Raw genomic sequence first — 19,242 nt, 5'->3', positions numbered from 1 at the left:
TTATCGTTGCATCACCTTCTGGAAGGGCGCCGCGGTTCCGTCCAGCCCCGCCTCGGCCGGCAACCCGATCATGTCGCGCAGCAACGGCTCGATCGCGACGTTGTCGAAGCTCGGGATCGTCTTGCCACGAACGAACGCCGGTCCGTTGGCGATGAACAGCGCGCGCATCTCCGGCGCCATGTTGTCGTAGCCGTGCATCCCACCGGCCGAAGCCCGGGTCGGCGCACTCGCATCCACCCGCCAGCCGACATCGGCGAGACACAGATAGCTCGGCACCCGCGGATTGCGCCCATAATGGAATCGCGCCGGGATCTCGCTTTTCCGCCAGCATTGCAGGTGATCGTGCGGCTTCAGCAACCGCGCCTCCAGCGCCGCCTCATGCCCCGGCACCGCGAACAGGGTCGCGTACGGCCCCATCTCGACGGTGCGATAGTCCGCCTTGTCCGCGATCGTATCGAGCGCGACGACGCGCGTGCTGCTCGTCGCCGCCATGCCGTGATCCGCGACGATCACCAGGTTCGCCGGCTGCCCCAGCGCGGCGAGCCCGTCGACCAGCGCGCCGATGCTGGCGTCGACATCCGCCACCGCCTGGGTAACGCCCGCGCTGTCCGGCCCGCCCGCATGACCCGCGCTGTCGACCGTATCGAAATACAGCGTCACCAGCTTGGGCCGGATCGCCGCAGGACGCCGCATCCAGTCGAGCACCGCGTTCACCCGCTGCGTGCCCGATACCTGCTGGTTGAACTGCTGCCAGTCCTCCGGCCGCGTGCCGCCCTCGATCGCACCATGGCTGTTCGGCTTGGCGGTCCCCCCGACCGCGACGTTCGCGCCCGGCCAGAACATCGTCGCGGTCCGGATCCCCGCCTTTTCCGCATCGACCCAAATCGGCGAACTCTCGCTCCACCAGAACGGATCGTCGGTCGCCATCGTGAACGTCTCGCCCGGCCGCGCCGGATCCTCCATCTTGTTCCCCACGATCCCGCTGCGATCGGGCCGCAGCCCCGTCACCAGCGTCCAGTGATTGGGAAAGGTGACGCTGGGAAACGACGGCCGCATGCTCGCGAACACCCCGCCCGCGCGCAGCCGGTTGAGGTTCGGACTGACGCCGCGGTCGAGATAATCCGGCCTAAACCCATCGATCGACACGAGAATCGTAACCGGCGCCCGAGCCTCGCCCGGCATCGCAGCCGCCGCGGTCGATGCAGGAGCCGGCGCAGTAATCGGCGCAAGGGCAGGGGGCGTATACGGATACGCACACCCGGCGAGTGCCAGCCCCAGCAATGCGAGCACAGTCGTCTTCATCATAACCGTTCGTCCCGAGCAGGTGCCGACGTCGCGCGATCCCTACTCGGCACGCCCGGCGAGGGAAACCCGTTCGCGTCGTGGATATGACCGCCCAGCGGCGAGCACCACCCCGGCGGAGGCCGGGGCCCAGTTGGGGGACATCGCCGATACGCGTTGCGCGTCGTTATTCCGACCTACCCAACTGGACCCCGGCCTCCGCCGGGGAGGGGAGATTATTTGGCTACCGCCCTACAACCCCACCGCCAGCTTGCTGAACAAAGTCCAACTCACCGGCGTCTTCCCATAAGCCGCCTCCAACGCCGCCGGCTTGGCATACGCCGCGACAGTCCCCCCGATCGCCAACCCCAACGGCCCGACGATCGGCAAGCGGTACGCATACCCGACCTCAGCCTTCGTCACGCGAAACTTCCGATCATGCAACGGATCGTCGTGGTCGGGAAAAAGCTCGTCGTTCGCCACGTTCTCGAGCCTGCCGAACACCGCATGCCGCGGCGTCAGCTCGTAATTGGCCTCCGCCAGGAACGCGCTCAGCTTCTCCCCCGGCACCCGGTCCTTGAGACTATACGCAAACGTCGTAGCCAGCCCGCCCCGCGCATATTGCACGCTCGCGGTGGTGCGGTTCTCGTCCTCGCCCGGATGCTGCGCCTCGGGCTCCTTCAGCCGCCCATGGCTCACCTGCACCGCCCAGAACGGCGACGGCGTCCACGTCCCGCGCACGCTCCACGAATCGAGTCGCGGCGTCTCGATCCCCCAGCGATGCTCGTCCGGCTCGCGTCCCTTGAACGCCGACGCCTCCAGCTGGAACTTCGGTGTCGCATAGCCCGCCGTCACCACGCCGTAGGTGATGTGCGTCGAATCGAACCAGTGATGCGTGATCGGCGACATCGGCTGATACCGCGCCGACCCCCGGTGCATGAACGCGCTAGGCCCCAGCGCCGGCTCGCCGACCGGCCCACCGTACAGGAACAGCGTGTTGCCGTTCCCCAGCCGGTAATCGATCTTGGCGGCCAGCTCCATGAACAGGTCGTGCGGATGCTGCCGATCGACCAGCGGTCGGTCGTTCGCCAGCTCACCCGTCGCGAACAGATTGGTGTAGCCCCGCGCGCCCATCAACGGCTCCAGGCTGTTCATCGCCCGCAGCTGGATATGCCAGCGGTCGCCCAGATCGCGGTCCGCCATCAGCATCGCCATCGACTGCACGAACGCCTCGCTCTTCCCGCGCGGCCCCCCCTGGTCCGTCGCGACGCCCCACGCATAGCCATGCGCCATCAGCATCCACTCGCCCGCCTGCGTCATATACCCACGCATCGGCCCCTCGGCCGCCGGCAGTCGCGACGTCCCGCTGCCCTGGCTGTAGAAGCCGGCCGACGTCCCCATCGCCATCCCGGCCATCGCCGACCCCGTCGGCATCTTCGCCACCGCCGCATCGGACGCCGCGCGATAGGCGGGGTCCACGATCATCGCGTGGCCCATCGCCCCTTGGTCCATCGTACTGTGATCCATGGCACCATGATCCATCGCCATCCCGGGCATCGCAGAATGATCCATCTGCGCATGATCCGTCCCCGGCATGGCGTCCGGCGTCGCAGACGGTGCGACCGAAGTCGAAGGCGTGACCGGAGCAGGGTGCCCCATCGCCGAATGGTCCATCGTCGAGTGATCGACAGCACCGCCAGACTGCGACGCACGAGCCGCCGGGGCCTTAGCCACCGGCCGGGACTTCGCCTTCTTCACCGTCTTCTTGGGAGCCGCATCCGGCATCGTCATGCCCGGCATGGACATGGCATGTTGCGCCACCGCAGCAACCGGCAGCACCGCCCCCACGACACCACCCGCAAGCAGCATCGCCCTCACGGCACCAGCCGCGAGAAACCTATATCGAGTCATTAGTATATCCTTGGAAAAGCCTGAAAATCGGGGTGCATCGGCACCCGACGATCAAGCCTCTCGCGGAGGCCGCAAAGCCGGCGCGACGCCAGCCCCAAGATCCAACACCGCCGCCCGCTCGGTCACCATAGCCGGCTCCCGCAACGCGACGCCGGGCACCCGGGCGCCATTCCAGTTCGAAGGCGGCACGCACCCGATACACCCATGCAGCGGGGTCGCCTTCCGGTCGGGCGCCTCGTGGTCTGGCATAGCCTCCTGCGTCCCGCCCATCGCCGCCATATCCATCACGACGGCAGACCCCCGCGAAGCAGGCGCATCATGACACGCCGCCGGCGCCACCGCAGGAAACGCAAACGCAGCAAGGAGCAAAGCCAGGATCAGGCGCGCGAGCATGACCCGGTTTAACCCCTCGCACGATCCGCCACAACCTCGCAGTCTCCCCCGACCTCGCCAAAGCCCGCGTAGCGCCAGCCCGCAGCCTTGCCCGAAAGCCGAGAAAGGTTCAGCCTCCGCCCATGAAGACCCCAACGCACCCCGAACGCACCGAAACCCGAAGCACCCCCGCCGCCAAAGTCTCGATCCGGATCGGCAAGCGCACGACCTTCGACGCCTCGGTAACGACCGCCGGCCTGCTATCGGTCGGCGCGCTCGTATCCGGCATCCTCCTGTCCAGCGCGGTCATAGTCGCCGCCGCAGGTCGCAAGGCCCCAAGACGCCCGCTGGCATTGCCTGATCACACCAAGACCGAGGGCTAACGCCCGGTTGCTGCCGTTCGTTCATGGTCGTCGCGCGCCGGAAAGCAGGTGCTAGACAGATTATCTTGACCGGCATCCGCATCTACGGGACGAAGACCGCTCAACCGCCCCTCACCAGAAGGTTTCTCGTAGATCCTGTCAGTTAACATTTTTATACACCTGATTATAGACGATCGGCGTAGAGAACAACGGATTGATGATGGTGGTATTCTCCACCAAGTCCTGGCCGACACTATGATACTTTGACGTCCGCTCGCCGTATTCGCCACGGAATGTTAGAGCGATGGTTCCGCCATCCGATTTCACCGATACATCGAAAACAAGTTCTGGGATGAGCTTCCACTTGATCGGCTCTTCGCCTAACCAAACTACGATAGGCGTTTTGGCATCATACGCGATCCCGACTCGACGTCGTGCGGTGGAAATTCTAATTCTATTTACCGCAATGGACTTGCGGAGCCTCATCCGAATGCGAGGGCGCTTGTCGTCGGGAATGTTGGCGGTAGCGCTGTCGATCACCTTAAAAGCGTTGTCACTCCGCGCGTTGTCCAGTTCATAGATGCCTGAAACCACACCTTGCACCGGGCTCGCGGAGCCTGAGGCAGAACTCAAGATGGCAACTCCAATCGCCGCCGACAAAGTATGACGCATCTCACGCTCCTCAAATTTCGCTGCTCGCCGGTACGGGCGTAGCGATGATCCGGATTAGCGCATAGGTTATGCCTTAGGTGTCGGAGCGGGGACTTTTTCTTCCCGGCTGCTAAGCGAGCAACCCACCGATAAGTCTTCGTCAACCACTGTGCCCGTATGGTAGCACTATGGAGCGCTCCTTTATCGCGGTCACGGCGATCGCCTCGACATTGATGTTTGCCGGTGTCTGGAAAGTCACCGAGCCGCAGCCGACTGCATCCCCGGCTATCGTCGATACCACAGCCGTGCCCGATCCGGCGGTCGTTGCGCCGCCGACATTGAAGCGTCATGTCGTCGCGCCTGCCCAGCCAGTCGTTGACGCCGAGCCCTACAACGTCGTTCGACCGGCATATCGATCATCGACCCCGGCGCGCCAGTCAGCCAGCGCCGGATCGGAAAGCGCGATCTTCTACAGCGGGTGCCGCGAAGTGCGGGCGGCGGGGGTAGCGCCGCTTCACCGCGGCCAGCCGGGCTATCGTTCCGGCATGGACGGCGACGGCGACGGGATAGCCTGCGAAAACTATCGCTGACCCGCCGCCGCCAAATCCTCAGCTATGCAGGAAGTGCATCACGTCGCCGTCCTGAACGACGTACGCCTTGCCTTCCGCGCGCAGCTTGCCGGACTCGCGCGCCTTCGATTCCCCACCCAGCGCGATGAAGTCGTCGAACGCGATCGTCTCGGCGCGGATGAAGCCCTTTTCGAAATCGCCGTGGATCTCGCCCGCCGCCTGCGGTGCGGTCGCGCCCTCGTGGACGGTCCAGGCACGCGCTTCCTTCGGCCCGACCGTGAAGAACGTCAGCAGATGCAGCAGCTTGTACCCCGCAGTGATGACGCGGGCGAGGCCGGTCTCCTCCAGCCCTAGCTCGCCGAGAAACTCGCCGCGATCCTCCGCCGGCATCGTCGCGATTTCCGCTTCGATCGCCGCCGACACCACCACCGCTTCCGCGCCCTCGGCCTTCGCCTTCTCGAACACCCGCGCCGACAGCGCATTGCCGTTCGCGGCATCGCCCTCGTCGACGTTGCACACGTACAGCACCGGCTTGGCCGTCAGCAGCTGCGCCTGCGCGAACACGCGCGCCTCGTCCTCGTCCTTCGGCACGGTCAACCGCGCGGGCTTGCCTTCGCGCAGCAGTTCGAGCGCCTGGCCGAGCACCGCGGCGCCGATTTTGGCTTCCTTGTCGCCCTGCATGCCCTTCTTGGCGAGGTTCGGGACGCGCTTTTCGAGGCTTTCGAGGTCGCTCAGCATCAGCTCGGTGTCGACCGTCTCGGCGTCGGCGATCGGATCGACCTTGTTATCGACATGCGTCACGTCGCCATTCTCGAAGCAGCGCAGCACGTGGACGATCGCGTCGACCTCGCGGATGTTGCCGAGGAACTGGTTGCCGAGCCCTTCGCCCTTCGACGCGCCGCGCACCAGCCCGGCGATGTCGACGAAACCCAACTGCGTCTCGATGATCTTCTGCGATCCGGCGATCTTCGCCAGCGCATCGAGCCGCTTGTCGGGCACGCCGACGTTACCGACGTTCGGCTCGATCGTGCAGAACGGATAGTTCGCCGCCTGCGCCGCGGCCGTCTCGGTCAGCGCGTTGAAGAGAGTGGACTTGCCGACGTTCGGCAGCCCCACGATGCCGCAGCGAAAACCCATGATATGCCTTTAGTTTGAGATTGGGGGTATAAGAATGTGCGGGCGCTTTAGGGCAGGGCGGTCCGGAAGGCCAGCGGAGGACGCCTTTCCTCTGATCCTCCCCCGCAAGGGGGAGGTGGCGCGAAGCGACGGAGGGGGAGGAACACGCAACCAACGTTGCGCCTGCCTCCCCCTCCGTCAGGCAAGCGCCTGCCACCTCCCCCTGGCGGGGGAGGATCAGCAAGAACTGGGCCTGATCGACCCACTCGATTGCCGCAGTGCAGCAAAATTATCATACCGCTCGGTAGAGAAGTAGTAGTTCGAGGGTTATGATAGCCGTCTCTCCAAAAAGCCCCAGGAACTTCATGACCACGACCGCCCACGGCTACGCCGCGCAATCCCCCGAAACCCCGCTCGCCCCCTTCTCGTTCGAGCGTCGCGAACCCGGCAAGACCGACGTCGCGATCGACATCGCGTTCTGCGGCGTCTGCCATTCCGACCTCCACACCGCCAAGGGCGAATGGGAAGGCACGCTCTACCCCTGCGTCCCCGGCCACGAGATCGTCGGCCACGTCACCGCGGTCGGCAGCGACGTCACCAAGTTCAAGGTCGGCGACGTCGTCGGTGTCGGCTGCATGGTCGACAGCTGCGGCGAGTGCCCGTCGTGCAAGGATGGCGAGGAGCAATATTGCGAGACCACCGGCTTCGTCGGCACCTATAACGGCCCCGATCCCGTGCTCGGCGGCCACACCTTCGGCGGCTATTCGGACAAGATCGTCGTCGACGAAGGCTTCGTGCTGAAGGTTTCGCATCCCGAAGCCGACCTCGCCGCGGTCGCGCCGCTGCTGTGCGCCGGCATAACCACCTATTCGCCGCTCAAGCACTGGAAGGTCGGCCCCGGCCAGAAAGTCGGCATCGTCGGCCTCGGTGGTCTCGGCCACATGGGCGTCAAGATCGCCAACGCGATGGGTGCCGAGGTCTATGTCTTCTCGACCTCGCCGAACAAGCGCGACGACGCCAAGCGTCTCGGCGCGAAGGACCTGATCGTCTCGAAGGACGAAGCCGCGATGGCCGAGCACGCCAACAGCTTCGACTTCATCCTGAACACGGTTGCGGCGAGCCACAACCTCGACACGTTCACCGCGTTGCTCAAGCGCGACGGCACGATGACGCTGGTCGGCGTGCCCGAGCACGCGCATCCGTCGCCCTCGGTCGGCAACCTGATCTTCAAGCGCCGCGCGATTGCCGGCTCGCTGATCGGCGGCATCGCCGAGACGCAGGAGATGCTCGATTTCTGTAACGAGCATGGCCTGGTATCGGACATCGAGATGATCCGCATGGACGAGATCGAACCTTCGTATCAGCGCATGGTGAAGAGCGACGTGAAGTACCGCTTCGTCATCGACATGGCGACGATGAAGACGGCGTAATCGGGCAGGGGGGCATCACGCGCGTCGTCCCTCCTGCTCCCTCCCCTTCAGGGGAGGGTCGGGGTGGGGCAGTGCCCCAAGCGCGTGCATCCGCGGCCAAGCCCCACCCCAACCCTCCCCTGAAGGGGAGGGGGTAAGAAGGTGCAATACCACCACCCCGGCGAAGGCCGGGGCCCAATTGGGAAGGCGGTTGTGAGGAAGGGCGGTCCTTCGTTAGCGACGTTCCCCAATTGGGCCCCGGCCTGCGCCGGGGTGGTACTTCGCATGCCGAGCTGTCTCAGCCGCCCCAATCACCACCGATAGTTAAAACTAATACTGATCCGCTCGCCCTTGGCGGCATTCGGCACGACCTCATGCCGCAACCAGCTCTCCCACAAGAACACACTCCCCGGCTTAGGCTCGGCATAAACGAACGTCCGCAGATCCTCCGGCGCATCCTCAAGCCGCGTCGGCGCCGCCATCATCATCGGCAATCGCGGATCCTCCAGCTTCAGCGCCCCAGCCCCCTCGGGAATAGCCACGTACATCGTCCCAGACACGACGCTATGCGGATGGATATGCCCCGAATGCGCGCCACCCGGCTTCAGGACGTTCACCCAAAGGCTGTCGAGCTTCAACTTCCGCCCGCCAAGATCGAACGCACAATCCTTCGCGAACTGCGCGACATGCTTGTTCAGCAGCCGCACCAGATCCCCGAACCGCGGATCGCGCAACGGCAGGTCATTCAGCGACGCATACGACGTATACCCGCGATACCCATGCGCCTTCGACCACGCGACGCCTGCGCGATCGGCCTTCGCCAGTTCGACCGCGGCATCCTCCAGTTCCTCGACCAGATCGTCGTCGCCGAGATCGGCCTCGTAGAACCGCGTGGCAAACAGAGAGCGGGTGGTCATGGCTGCATCCTCAACGCGACATCGTTCATGAAGCGGACGTCGTCGCCCTCCGCCAGCCACTTGGCCTCTGCCGCGACCGCGCCGAGCATGTCGCTCAACGGCTCGATCTCGGCCTTAGAATAATTCCCGAGCACATAGCCGGTGACGCGATCCTTGTGCCCCGGATGCCCGATCCCCAGCCGCACCCGCCGGAAATCCGGCCCCAGATGCTGGTCGGTCGAGCGCAGTCCGTTATGCCCCGCGGTCCCGCCGCCGGTCTTCACCTTCACGCGGAACGGCGCGATATCGAGCTCGTCGTGAAACACCGTCAGCGCCTCGACGCCGAGCTTGTAAAAGCGCAGCGCCTCGCCGATCGACCGGCCGCTCTCGTTCATGAAGGTCGCGGGCTTCAGCAGCAGGATCCTGGTCGAACCGATCCGCCCCTCCTGCGTCCAGCCCTGGAACTGTTTCTTCACCGCGCCGAAGCCGTGCACCTCGGCGATCGCGTCGGCGACCATGAACCCGACATTGTGCCGGTGCATCGCATATTGCGCCCCCGGATTGCCGAGTCCCGCCCAGATCTGCATTTCAATTCCCAGTCACAAAACATTTCCGTCACCCCGGCGGAGGCCGGGGCCCAGCGTTCCGCACGCTCAATCCTGTCGAATGTGCGGAACGGTGGATGCCGGAACAAGCCCGGCATGACGGTAGTACGAAAACGGGCGGGAAAGCCCTGCTTTCCCGCCCGCCAGATCATCCTAAGACGAAGGGCTGAACCCTCAGTCCTTCTTTTGCGGCGTGATCTTGTCGTCGTGGTTGTCGTCGTCGTTCGGCTCGACCGGGGTCTCTTCCTCGGCGGCAGCTTCGGCAGCCTGTGCTTCGGCAACCTCAGCCTCGAGGATCTCGTCCTCGACGGTCGGCACGGTCGGCGGCACGATCGTGGCGATCGCGAAGTCGCGGTCGTCGATCGCGGGCACAGCACCCTTGGGCAGATTCACGTCGCTGATGTGGATCGAGTCACCGATTTCCTTGCCAGCGAGCGAAATCGTGATCTCGCTCGGGATGTCCGACGCGTCGACGACCAGCTCGATCTCGTGGCGCGTGATGTTGAGGACGCCCTTGCCCTTCTTGATGCCCGGCGCGTCGTCTTCATCGGTGAACACGACCGGCACGGCGACCGTCACGGTCGAGTGCGCACCGATGCGCAGGAAATCGACATGGATCGGACGATCCGAAACCGGGTGGAACGAGACGTCCTTCGGCAGCGTGCGGATGCCGTTGACCATCACGACGGAATTCATGAAGTGGCCGGTCATCAGCGCCTTCATCAGCGCCTTTTCCTCGAGGTGAACCGACATCGGCTCCTTGTTCAGGCCGTAGATCACGGCAGGCACGCGGCCATCACGACGCAGCGCCCGGGAGGCTCCCTTGCCAACCCGGTCACGCGTCTCGGCTGCGAGCGTCAACTGGTCGCTCATCTATATTCTCCGAAACTCGTTTGTTGTCCTTCCCGCCCACGCCTCCAGGGATGACCATGGACCGGAAGCGCGGGCGCATAGCGGAAGTGGGGGGCAAAAGCAATTCTGCGCCTTGGGGATGCGCCCTGAGCAAGTTCCCCCTGACTAAACCCCGTCACCCCAGCGAAAGCTGGGGTCTCCGCGTAACCGAGCGCGCCCTCGACGCACGAGACCCCAGCTTTCGCTGGGGTGACGGAATGGATGGGCGGGGCGTCGCGTTTAAACCCGGCAGATTAAACCCGGCAGCGACTCAATACTGTACCCGCTCGGCCTTCACCCCAAGCTTAGCCAATTGCGCCTGAACGCTGTCCTTCCCTGCGAGGTGCCCAGCCCCAACCGCAACGAACACAGTCCCCGGAGTCCCGAGTCGAGTCTTCACCCACTCCGCCCAGCGCGCATTGCGGTCCACCAGCAACACCTTCGCCACCTCGGGCGAGTCCTTCAAACTGTCGTTCATCTCCTTGGCCAAAGCCTCGGGATCGCCTCTCGCCCACTCGTCGACCATCGTCGCCATCGTGCTTTCCAGCTTCGGCAACTCGTCGATCGTGCTCCCGAGAAACTGCAACTGCGCGGTTTGCGACAACCCACCGAAATACCCGAGCTGCTGCTCCGCCGTCTCCAGCCCGATCACCGGCTTCCCCGCAGCCTTCGCCGCCTCGGTGATCACATGCTCGGGCCCGTTCGCCGACTCGTACCCAAGCTTCGACAGCGGCGCGATCGACAGGTTCGTCGCCGCCAGCCAAGGCTTGAACCGGTCGAACGCATTCGCCGGCAACCCCAGATCGGTCACCGCCTTCGCATACGCCGCACGCTTGTCCGCGGGCAGCTGCTCGGTCAGCGTCGGACCGTCCTTCGACACGCCCGTCGCCATCACCAGCGACTGCATCTTCGCCGGATCCGGCATCACCAGCTCCAGCACCACCTGTTGCGAGCGATCGAATGCGGTCTTCACCGCCTCGTCGAACCACGTCATGCCGGGCTTCAACACATGGATCGTCCCGAACAGGTAGATCGTCGTGTCCTTGTCCTTCACCACCCACAACGCCGGATCGGCGTCGTTGGCGGCTTGGACGGGCTTCGGCGCGACCTGCGCACAGGCGGGCAAAGCGAACGCCATCGCCAGCGCAGACAAGGCGGATCGGAACGACGCGATCTTCGAAAACAGCTTCAAGGGGAGGGCATCCTTACCGTGAGTTCGCCCCCATGTAGGAGCGCAGAGCGCAACGCACCACTTGCCTCCCGCACCCCCATCCGCCAAAGCCCAGCCCGTGACCCAGCCCGTGACCCAGCCCGTGAAAAAGCCTCTCAGCTTCCAGCGCATGATCCTCACGCTCCACGACTATTGGAGCGAGCACGGATGCCTGATCCTGCAGCCCTACGACATGGAAATGGGCGCGGGCACCTTCCACACCGCCACGACGCTCCGCGCGCTCGGGCCGAAACCGTGGAACGCCGCGTTCGTCCAGCCCTGCCGCCGCCCGACCGACGGGCGCTACGGCGAGAACCCCAACCGGCTCCAGCATTACTACCAGTATCAAGTCATCCTGAAGCCGAGCCCCGCCAACCTCCAGGAACTCTATCTCGGCAGCCTCGCGGCGATCGGCATCGACATGCTGCGCCACGACATCCGCTTCGTCGAGGACGACTGGGAGAGCCCGACGCTCGGCGCCTGGGGTCTCGGCTGGGAGGTCTGGTGCGACGGCATGGAGGTGACGCAGTTCACCTATTTCCAGCAGATGGGCGGCTTCGACATGAAGCCCGTCGCCGGCGAACTCACCTACGGGCTCGAGCGCCTCGCGATGTACATCCAGGACAAGGACAGCGTCTACGACCTCGCGTTCAACGACGCCGGGGTAACGTACGGCGACGTGTTCCTGGAGAACGAGCAGGAAATGTCGAAGTGGAACTTCGAGATCGCCGACACGGACTCGCTGTTCGACCAGTTCCGCAAGCACGTCGCCGAATGCGAGAACAGCCTGAACCACAAGCTGCCGATCCCCGCCTATGAGCAGGCGATCAAAGCCAGCCACATCTTCAACCTACTGCAAGCACGCGGGGTGATCTCGGTCGCCGAACGCCAGACCTACATGGGCCGCGTCCGAGACCTCGCGAAGGGCGCCTGCGCAGCCTGGATGGACAAACACGGATGGGCAGCATGATGCGCCCCCGCAGCGCCGCAGGCTGTATCTCTCCTTTTCTCCGCGTCCTCTGCGCCTCCGCGCGAACAGATTTTCGCGCAGAGACGCAGAGAACGCAGAGTGTTTTTGCTCCGACCGGTGAGCCCGCATGACCGACTTCCTCCTGGAGCTCCGCTCCGAAGAAATTCCCGCCCGGATGCAGTCCAAGGCGCGTGAAGACCTCGCCAGGCTGTTCACCGCCGAGCTCGCCAAGGCCGGCATCGCCACCAGCGCGATCGTCACCTACGCGACCCCGCGCCGCCTGACGCTGATCGCGCGCGACCTGCCGCTCGAGACCGCCGCCGTCTCCGAGGAAACCAAGGGCCCCAAGACCTCCGCGCCACCACAAGCGCTCGAAGGCTTCCTCCGCAAGACCGGCCTAATCCGCGAGCAACTCGTAGACCGCAACGGCACGCTCTTCGCGGTCACCGAAAAGCCCGGCCGCGCCACCGCCGCCGTGCTCGCAGACGCCATCCCCGCGATCGTCCGCGCGTTCCCGTGGCCGAAGTCGATGCGCTGGGGCGACGCCTCCGCCAGCACCGAATCGCTCCGCTGGGTCCGCCCGCTGCAAGGCATCGTCGCGCTGCTCGGCGAAGAGATCGTGCCGTTCGAGATCGCCGGGATTGCCAGCGGCGCTGCCACGCTCGGCCACCGCTTCCACCACCCGTACCAGATCACGATCGGCGGCGCGCACGACTATGTCGAGAAACTCCGCGCCTGCCACGTCATCGTCGACCACGACGAACGCGCCACGCTGATCCGCGACCACGCCCGCGAAGCCGCCGCGCAGGCCGGGCTTGAACTGATCGAGGACGAGGGTCTCGTCGCCGAGAATGCCGGGCTGACGGAATGGCCGATTCCCCTGCTCGGCCAGTTCGACCCCGCGTTTCTCGACGTGCCCCCCGAGGTGATCCAGCTGACGGCGCGCGTGAACCAGAAATATTTCGTCTGCCGTGGGGCCGACGGAAAGCTCGCCAACGCGTTCGTCTGTACCGCTAACATTGACGCGAAAGACGGCGGCGCGAGCATCGTCGAGGGCAACCGCAAGGTCCTCGCCGCGCGGTTGTCGGACGCTAAGTTCTTCTACGACACCGACCTCAACACCAAGCTCGACGACCTTCGTCCGAAGCTCGAAAAGATCGTCTTCCACGAAAAGCTCGGCACGGTAGCCGACAAGGTCGACCGCGTCGCGAAGCTCGCGCGGTGGTTGGTAGAAGAAGGCATCGTCCTTCCTTCTGCTTCGACCACCGTCACAAATTCCGTCACCCCAGCGAAAGCTGGGGTATCCGCGGGGAGCGAGGGGCACTTGCCCCATGAGACCCCAGCTTTCGCTGGGGTGACGGCTGAGGCTCGGGCGGAACTCGCCGCCCAAGCAGACCGCGCAGCCCGCCTCGCAAAGGCAGACCTCGTCACCGGCATGGTCGGCGAGTTCCCCGAGCTGCAAGGCCTGATGGGCGGCTACTACGCCGCCGCGCAGGGCGAGCACCCGGCCGTCGCCGCCGCCATCCGCGACCACTACAAGCCGGTCGGCCAAGGCGACGACGTCCCCACCGACCCGGTAACGGTCGCGGTAAGCTTGTCTGACAAGCTCGATACGCTTGTCGGATTCTTTTCGCAGGATATGATCCCAACAGGATCAAAAGATCCATTTGCTCTCCGAAGAGCGGCGTTGGGATGCATCACTTTACTCGAGAGAAACTCGATAAGGTTGCCGATCATAAAAACCTATGCGCAGCAAGCTGGCGGCTTTTTGTATAAGTCGATGGTAGAAAATGCGGATGTAATAATTAAGCGAGATTTCGAAGGTTTGAAGCGTACGAACCTTTCGCCACGAGACTTTGATATCGAAACTTATGTTGCTCAATTTACACAGGCCCCAGTAGATGAAGCAACCGAGCGGTTCTTCGTTGGCCTTCCACGTCTCCTCGACTTCTTCGCCGACCGCCTCAAAGTCCAGCAACGCGAAGCCGGCGTCCGGCACGACCTGATCGACGCGGTGTTCGCGCTCGGGGGCGAGGACGATCTCGTCCGCCTGCTCGCGCGCGTCCACGCGCTCCAGGCGTTCGTGAACACCGAGGACGGCGCGAACCTGCTCGCCGGCTACAAGCGCGCCGCCAATATCTTGAAGAAGGAAGGCGGCGCCCAACCAAAGCCCGTCACCCCAGCGAATGCTGGGGTATCCGCGGGGAGCGAGGGACAGGAGCCGCAGGAGACCCCAGCGTTCGCTGGGGTGACGGACGCGGCTACTGGGTTGACGGATGGGGCGGGGGATGACGTTGTGGTCGGAGGGCCCGCGCAACAAACGCCGTCCTACACCCCCGAACCCGCAGAGACCGCGCTGATGACCGCGCTAGACTCCGCCGAACCCCGCGCCACCGCCGCGCTCGAACGCGAGGATTTCGCCGCCGCGATGGCGGCTCTTGCAAGCCTCCGCGCGCCGATCGACGCGTTCTTTGATAGCGTTATCGTCAACGATCCCGATCCCGCCAAGCGCTCCGCCCGTCTCGCGCTACTTGAGCGTGTTCGCGCCGCAGTGCACAATGTCGCGGACTTCTCGAAGATCGAGGGCTGATCCGCCCCGTTTTCAAAGCCTTTCACTGCCGCCCTGCGCGCAACAACACCTAGAGGACCTGTGATGACCCAATATGTGTACCGCTTCGGCGGCGGTGTTTCGGATGGCGGCAAGGGCGACAAGAACCTGCTGGGCGGCAAGGGCGCGAATCTCGCCGAGATGGCGTCGATCGGCCTCCCGGTCCCGCCGGGCTTCACGATCTCGACCGATTTCTGCGCGGTCTATTACGACGAGGGCGGCCAGTTCCCGCAGAGCCTGCGCGACGAAGTCGCCACCGGCCTCGCCCATATCGAAGGCGTCACCGGCAAGAAGTTCGGCGACCCCGCCGACCCGCTGCTCGTCTCTGTCCGGAGCGGCGCCCGCGCCTCGATGCCGGGTATGATGGACACCGTCCTCAACCTCGGCCTCAACGACCAGACCGTCGAGGGCCTGGCCGCCAAGTCCGAGGACGCGCGCTTCGCCTGGGACAGCTATCGCCGCTTCATCCAGATGTACGCCGACGTCGTCCTCGAACTCGATCACGGCGCGTTCGAGGAAGCGCTGGAGATCGCCAAGGAAGACCAGGGCTTCACGCTCGACACCGAACTCTCGGCGGACGATCTGCGCAAGCTCGTCGCGGAGTATAAGGGCCTCGTCGAGAAGCTCTGGGGCAAGCCCTTCCCGCAGGACGTCCATGACCAGCTCTGGGGCGCGGTCGGCGCCGTCTTCGGCTCGTGGCAGTCCGAGCGTGCGAAAGTCTATCGCCGCCTCAACGACATTCCCGGCGGCTGGGGCACCGCGGTCAACATCCAGGCAATGGTGTTCGGCAACATGGGCGACACGTCGGCGACCGGCGTCGCGTTCACGCGCGACCCGTCGAAGGGCGACCGCGCCTATTACGGCGAATTCCTGATCAATGCTCAAGGGGAAGACGTCGTCGCGGGCATCCGCACGCCGCAGTATCTCACCAAGACCGCGCGCGAAGACGCCGGCGCCAAGGCCTCTTCGATGGAAGAGGCGATGCCCGAGGTGTATCACCAGCTCGCCGACGTGTTCGACACGCTCGAAAACCACTATCGCGACATGCAGGACATCGAATTCACGGTCGAGAAGACCAAGCTCTGGATGCTCCAGACGCGCGCCGGCAAGCGCACCGCAAAGGCCGCGCTGAAGATCGCCGTCGACATGGCGAACGAGGGTCTGATCACCCGCGAGGAGGCGATCCTGCGTGTCGAGCCGATGGCGCTCGACCAGCTGCTCCACCCGACGCTCGACCCCAAGGCGCACCGCGACGTGCTGACCAAGGGCCTCCCCGCGTCGCCGGGTGCCGCGTCCGGCGCGGTCGTGTTCGACGCCGATGCCGCCGAGAAGAAAGCGGCCGACGGCGTCGCCGTGATCCTCGTCCGCACTGAGACGTCGCCAGACGACATCCACGGCATGCACGCCGCCAAGGGCATCCTCACCGCGCGCGGCGGGATGACGTCGCACGCCGCCGTCGTCGCACGCGGCATGGGCCGCCCCTGCGTTTCCGGCGCCGGCACGCTCTCCATCGACGCCAAGGCGAAGATCATGCGCTGCGGCGGCCGCGAGGTGAAGGAGGGCGACCTGCTCACCATCGACGGCACCACCGGCGAAGTAATGATCGGCGCGGTCGCGACCGTGCAGCCCGAGCTGTCGGGCGACTTCGCCACGCTGATGGTCTGGGCCGACGAGGTCCGCCGCCTGAAGGTCCGCGCCAACGCCGAGACGCCGGAAGATTGCCGCGTCGCGCGCGAGTTCGGCGCCGAGGGCGTCGGCCTCTGCCGCACCGAGCATATGTTCTTCGAGAGCAGCCGCATCACCAACGTCCGCCAGATGATCCTCGCCTCGGACGAGAAGGGCCGTCGCGTCGCCCTCGAAAAGCTGCTCCCCGAACAGCGTAAGGATTTCACCGAGATCCTCGAGGTCATGGCCGGCCTGCCGGTGACGATCCGCCTGCTCGATCCGCCGCTCCACGAATTCCTCCCCCACGAGGAATCGGAATTCGCCGAAGTCGCGACCGCAGCGGGCGTCGACGTCGACACGCTCAAGCGCCGCGCGGCGGAGTTGCACGAGTTCAACCCGATGCTCGGCCACCGCGGCTGCCGGCTCGGCGTGACCTATCCCGAGATCTACGAGATGCAGGCGCGTGCGATCTTCGAGGCGGCGGTCGACGTTGCGGAGAAGTCCGGCGCGGCCCCGATCCCCGAGGTCATGATCCCGCTGGTCGCCACCCGCCGCGAGCTGGAACTGATGAAGGCGGTCGTCGACAAGGCCGCCCAGGCCGTGTTCGCCGAAAAGGGCCGCACGATCGAGTATCTCGTCGGCACGATGATCGAACTCCCCCGCGCAGCCCTCCGCGCCGGTGAAATCGCGGAAGTCGGCGAGTTCTTCTCGTTCGGCACCAACGACCTGACGCAGACGACGCTGGGCGTCAGCCGAGACGACGCCTCGCGCTTCCTCGGCGCCTATGTCGAGCAGGGCATCTACGCCAAGGACCCGTTTGTCAGCATCGACGTCGAGGGTGTGGGTGAGCTGATCGAGATTGCCGCGGAGCGTGGGCGCAAGACGCGGACGGGGATCAAGCTGGGGATCTGCGGCGAACATGGCGGCGACCCGGCAAGCATCGCGTTCTGCGAAAAGGTCGGGTTGGATTACGTCTCGGCCAGCCCGTACCGCGTGCCGATCGCCCGCCTAGCAGCGGCACAGGCTGCGCTCTCAAAGAAGTAATACGGAACTAGAATAGCACCACCCCGGCGAAGGCCGGGGCCCAATTGGAACGTCCAGAGTAACGAAGGACTACCCCCAGTTACTCAACGCTCCCAATTGGGCCCCGGCCTCCGCCGGGGTGGAATAAGAAAAGAATGTGTCCCCGCGAAGGCGGGGACCCAGACTGGGCTCCCGCCTTCGCGGGAGAACAAGGATGCGGGGGCTGACCCACCCCCAAAACCTCACCGACGCTGGTCGAAGTCAAACCAACCACGCTTCGTCCCATCGGCATTATACGCCGGCCGAGCATAAGCCGGCCGCGCCGCAGACAGCGCCCCGGACCGCGACGTATCGACAATCGGATCACGCCCGACAACCGGCGCCCGCTCGACCACCGGCGCCGCAACCCGCGCCGTCTCGACCTCCTTCACCAACCGGGCATTCTCGCGCTCGGCCTCGACCGCCCGCTTCTCGGCCGCTGACGCGCGAACATCGCCATCCTTCTTCACCGAAGCATGCGCGTCCCGCTCCGCCAGATAGCGCGCCTTCCACTTCTTGCCGCCCGGATGGCTCGCCAATCCGAACAGCCAGCCGGCAACGAAAACCAGCGCAAGCGCCGCAAACTGCGTAGGTGTGGAAAACAACGGCATCGTAAAAACCCTCCTGTTACGGGAGCCCAACGATCGGCCGCGCCGCCGGTTGCTTCAGGTCTTGATCAGCGCGTCGGAGATCGAACACGCCGCCGGCCCGAGGATGACGACGAACAGCACGGGGAGGATGAACAGGATCAGCGGGATCGTCATGATCGCCGGCAAGCGCGCCGCCTTCTCCTCCGCCCGCATCATCCGCTCGTTGCGGAATTCGCCCGACAGCACGCGCAGCGCGGACGCCAGCGGCGTGCCGTATTTCTCGGTCTGGATCATCGTCGTGACGACGCCCTTCACCGCATCCAGCTTCACGCGCTGTGCCAGATTTTCGAACGCCGACCGCCGGTCCGTCAGGAAGCCGAGTTCGATCGCGGTCAGCGTGAACTCCTCGCCAAGCTCGGGATATGCCCGCCCCAGTTCGCGCGCGACCCGGTGGAACGCGGCATCGACGGTCAGACCTGCCTCCGCGCAGATCACCAGCAGATCGAGCGCATCGGGAAGCCCCTTACGGATCGCGTCGGAGCGCTTCTTGATCTTGTTGTCGAGATACAGATCCGGCGCCTTGTAGCTCAGGATGAAGGTCAGCGCGACGAGGCCGTATTTCTTCAGCGGCGACCAAGTCGCGAAGCCGTCGGTGCCGTACACCCAGTACAACATGGCGCTGCCCAGCACGATCGGCAGTACCAGCCGGCCGAAGATCACCGCCGGCGCCCATTCCTTCGACCGGATCCCGGCCTGCATCAGCTTGAGCTGGACCGCCTTGACCTGGCTGTCCTGCAACATCTTCATCGACGACAGCATGCCGCGCATCTTGTCGGCGGTGTCGTTGCGCTGGACGAGCTTGGCGCGGCGCTTGGTCGAGGCGGTGATGCCTGCCTTCAGCTGTTCGCGGCGGTCGTTGAGCGCCTTGACGCGCTTTGTCATCGGATCGCTGACCGTGGTCGCGGCATAGATCGCGACCATCACCGCGAACGCGGCAATGCCCGACAGGATCGTCGCGACCGTGAGTACGTCGAAACCAAGTAGGGTAGGTCCGCCGGTGGTGCCCATCATGTG

General features: G+C 65.0%; 16 protein-coding genes. 6 read left to right on the top strand and 10 right to left on the bottom strand.

Features of this window, described 5'->3' with window-relative positions; translation table 11 throughout:
* Together SPHN_RS07040 and SPHN_RS07035 are read right to left on the bottom strand one after the other, a co-directional pair.
* Positions 1 to 1,305: an ectonucleotide pyrophosphatase/phosphodiesterase gene (locus SPHN_RS07040; RefSeq protein ID WP_432715061.1), complete on the bottom strand. Its 1,305-nt coding sequence runs from the start codon at positions 1,303 to 1,305 to the stop codon at positions 1 to 3.
* A gap of 228 nt (positions 1,306 to 1,533) precedes the next feature.
* Positions 1,534 to 3,192, bottom strand: coding sequence for a hypothetical protein (locus SPHN_RS07035; RefSeq protein WP_248522269.1), 1,659 nt, complete (start codon positions 3,190 to 3,192; stop codon positions 1,534 to 1,536).
* Positions 3,193 to 3,707: 515 nt separating this feature from the next.
* Between SPHN_RS07035 and SPHN_RS07030 the strand changes: the two genes are divergently transcribed.
* Positions 3,708 to 3,947 (top strand): hypothetical protein, encoded by a 240-nt coding sequence (locus SPHN_RS07030; RefSeq protein WP_248522267.1) that lies wholly within the window; start codon positions 3,708 to 3,710, stop codon positions 3,945 to 3,947.
* A gap of 138 nt (positions 3,948 to 4,085) precedes the next feature.
* Here SPHN_RS07030 and SPHN_RS07025 read toward each other — a convergent pair whose 3' ends face one another.
* The gene (locus tag SPHN_RS07025) at positions 4,086 to 4,598 is read right to left on the bottom strand and encodes a hypothetical protein (protein ID WP_248522265.1); all 513 of its coding nucleotides are present in this window, start codon (positions 4,596 to 4,598) and stop codon (positions 4,086 to 4,088) included.
* Between the two features lie 167 nt (positions 4,599 to 4,765).
* On the opposite strand from SPHN_RS07025, the gene SPHN_RS07020 reads away from it, so the two are divergent.
* Complete coding sequence (locus SPHN_RS07020; protein ID WP_248522263.1) at positions 4,766 to 5,167, top strand: excalibur calcium-binding domain-containing protein; 402 nt, start codon at positions 4,766 to 4,768, stop codon at positions 5,165 to 5,167.
* An 18-nt stretch (positions 5,168 to 5,185) separates the two neighbouring features.
* Here SPHN_RS07020 and ychF read toward each other — a convergent pair whose 3' ends face one another.
* The gene (gene ychF / locus SPHN_RS07015) at positions 5,186 to 6,283 is read right to left on the bottom strand and encodes a redox-regulated ATPase YchF (RefSeq protein ID WP_248522261.1); all 1,098 of its coding nucleotides are present in this window, start codon (positions 6,281 to 6,283) and stop codon (positions 5,186 to 5,188) included.
* A gap of 344 nt (positions 6,284 to 6,627) precedes the next feature.
* Between ychF and SPHN_RS07010 the strand changes: the two genes are divergently transcribed.
* The gene (locus tag SPHN_RS07010; protein ID WP_056065036.1) at positions 6,628 to 7,692 is read left to right on the top strand and encodes an NAD(P)-dependent alcohol dehydrogenase; all 1,065 of its coding nucleotides are present in this window, start codon (positions 6,628 to 6,630) and stop codon (positions 7,690 to 7,692) included.
* A gap of 290 nt (positions 7,693 to 7,982) precedes the next feature.
* On the opposite strand, the gene SPHN_RS07005 is transcribed toward SPHN_RS07010, so the two are convergent.
* The 4 genes from SPHN_RS07005 to SPHN_RS06990 all read right to left on the bottom strand — a co-directional run bounded on the left by SPHN_RS07005 (position 7,983) and on the right by SPHN_RS06990 (position 11,201).
* On the bottom strand, positions 7,983 to 8,588 hold the full coding sequence (locus SPHN_RS07005) for a TIGR02466 family protein (RefSeq protein WP_248522253.1): 606 nt from the start codon (positions 8,586 to 8,588) through the stop codon (positions 7,983 to 7,985).
* Entirely contained in the window at positions 8,585 to 9,154 is a 570-nt protein-coding gene (gene pth / locus SPHN_RS07000; protein WP_248522251.1) for an aminoacyl-tRNA hydrolase, read from the bottom strand. Before pth ends, SPHN_RS07005 begins: the two co-directional genes overlap by 4 nt.
* Before the next feature lie 192 nt (positions 9,155 to 9,346).
* A complete protein-coding gene (locus SPHN_RS06995; RefSeq protein WP_248522249.1) occupies positions 9,347 to 10,045 on the bottom strand; it encodes a 50S ribosomal protein L25/general stress protein Ctc in 699 nt (232 codons plus the stop codon).
* Between the two features lie 289 nt (positions 10,046 to 10,334).
* Positions 10,335 to 11,201 (bottom strand): TraB/GumN family protein, encoded by an 867-nt coding sequence (locus SPHN_RS06990; protein ID WP_248522420.1) that lies wholly within the window; start codon positions 11,199 to 11,201, stop codon positions 10,335 to 10,337.
* A 202-nt stretch (positions 11,202 to 11,403) separates the two neighbouring features.
* On the opposite strand from SPHN_RS06990, the gene SPHN_RS06985 reads away from it, so the two are divergent.
* The 3 genes from SPHN_RS06985 (at position 11,404) to ppdK (ending at position 17,560) form a co-directional block, all read left to right on the top strand.
* The gene (locus SPHN_RS06985; RefSeq protein WP_248522418.1) at positions 11,404 to 12,243 is read left to right on the top strand and encodes a glycine--tRNA ligase subunit alpha; all 840 of its coding nucleotides are present in this window, start codon (positions 11,404 to 11,406) and stop codon (positions 12,241 to 12,243) included.
* Between the two features lie 127 nt (positions 12,244 to 12,370).
* Positions 12,371 to 14,833 carry a glycine--tRNA ligase subunit beta gene (gene glyS / locus SPHN_RS06980; protein WP_248522247.1) on the top strand — a complete coding sequence of 821 codons (2,463 nt, stop codon included), beginning with the start codon at positions 12,371 to 12,373 and terminating at the stop codon, positions 14,831 to 14,833.
* A gap of 63 nt (positions 14,834 to 14,896) precedes the next feature.
* Positions 14,897 to 17,560, top strand: coding sequence for a pyruvate, phosphate dikinase (gene ppdK, locus SPHN_RS06975; protein ID WP_248522245.1), 2,664 nt, complete (start codon positions 14,897 to 14,899; stop codon positions 17,558 to 17,560).
* Between the two features lie 221 nt (positions 17,561 to 17,781).
* On the opposite strand, the gene SPHN_RS06970 is transcribed toward ppdK, so the two are convergent.
* Together SPHN_RS06970 and SPHN_RS06965 are read right to left on the bottom strand one after the other, a co-directional pair.
* Positions 17,782 to 18,189: a hypothetical protein gene (locus SPHN_RS06970; protein WP_248522244.1), complete on the bottom strand. Its 408-nt coding sequence runs from the start codon at positions 18,187 to 18,189 to the stop codon at positions 17,782 to 17,784.
* Positions 18,190 to 18,243: 54 nt separating this feature from the next.
* The gene (locus SPHN_RS06965; RefSeq protein ID WP_432715060.1) at positions 18,244 to 19,239 is read right to left on the bottom strand and encodes a type II secretion system F family protein; all 996 of its coding nucleotides are present in this window, start codon (positions 19,237 to 19,239) and stop codon (positions 18,244 to 18,246) included.
* Positions 19,240 to 19,242: the final 3 nt, after the last annotated feature.

It is taken from the genome of Sphingomonas faeni, from assembly GCF_023195535.1.
Taxonomy (GTDB): Bacteria; Pseudomonadota; Alphaproteobacteria; order Sphingomonadales; family Sphingomonadaceae; genus Sphingomonas; species Sphingomonas faeni_B.
This window is presented reverse-complemented; position numbering and strand designations above follow the sequence as displayed.

Bases quoted from the DNA above. Each gene is read 5' to 3' on its own strand.
- ychF (WP_248522261.1), bottom strand. From the start codon at position 6,283: ATGGGTTTTCGCTGCGGCATCGTGGGGCTGCCGAACGTCGGCAAGTCC.
- SPHN_RS07035 (WP_248522269.1), bottom strand. From the start codon at position 3,192: ATGACTCGATATAGGTTTCTCGCGGCTGGTGCCGTGAGGGCGATGCTG.
- SPHN_RS07040 (WP_432715061.1), bottom strand. From the start codon at position 1,305: ATGATGAAGACGACTGTGCTCGCATTGCTGGGGCTGGCACTCGCCGGG.
- SPHN_RS07030 (WP_248522267.1), top strand. From the start codon at position 3,708: ATGAAGACCCCAACGCACCCCGAACGCACCGAAACCCGAAGCACCCCC.
- SPHN_RS06990 (WP_248522420.1), bottom strand. From the start codon at position 11,201: ATGGCGTTCGCTTTGCCCGCCTGTGCGCAGGTCGCGCCGAAGCCCGTC.
- SPHN_RS07010 (WP_056065036.1), top strand. From the start codon at position 6,628: ATGACCACGACCGCCCACGGCTACGCCGCGCAATCCCCCGAAACCCCG.
- SPHN_RS07020 (WP_248522263.1), top strand. From the start codon at position 4,766: ATGGAGCGCTCCTTTATCGCGGTCACGGCGATCGCCTCGACATTGATG.
- SPHN_RS06985 (WP_248522418.1), top strand. From the start codon at position 11,404: ATGATCCTCACGCTCCACGACTATTGGAGCGAGCACGGATGCCTGATC.
- pth (WP_248522251.1), bottom strand. From the start codon at position 9,154: ATGCAGATCTGGGCGGGACTCGGCAATCCGGGGGCGCAATATGCGATG.
- glyS (WP_248522247.1), top strand. From the start codon at position 12,371: ATGACCGACTTCCTCCTGGAGCTCCGCTCCGAAGAAATTCCCGCCCGG.
- ppdK (WP_248522245.1), top strand. From the start codon at position 14,897: ATGACCCAATATGTGTACCGCTTCGGCGGCGGTGTTTCGGATGGCGGC.
- SPHN_RS06970 (WP_248522244.1), bottom strand. From the start codon at position 18,189: ATGCCGTTGTTTTCCACACCTACGCAGTTTGCGGCGCTTGCGCTGGTT.
- SPHN_RS06995 (WP_248522249.1), bottom strand. From the start codon at position 10,045: ATGAGCGACCAGTTGACGCTCGCAGCCGAGACGCGTGACCGGGTTGGC.
- SPHN_RS06965 (WP_432715060.1), bottom strand. From the start codon at position 19,239: ATGATGGGCACCACCGGCGGACCTACCCTACTTGGTTTCGACGTACTC.
- SPHN_RS07005 (WP_248522253.1), bottom strand. From the start codon at position 8,588: ATGACCACCCGCTCTCTGTTTGCCACGCGGTTCTACGAGGCCGATCTC.
- SPHN_RS07025 (WP_248522265.1), bottom strand. From the start codon at position 4,598: ATGCGTCATACTTTGTCGGCGGCGATTGGAGTTGCCATCTTGAGTTCT.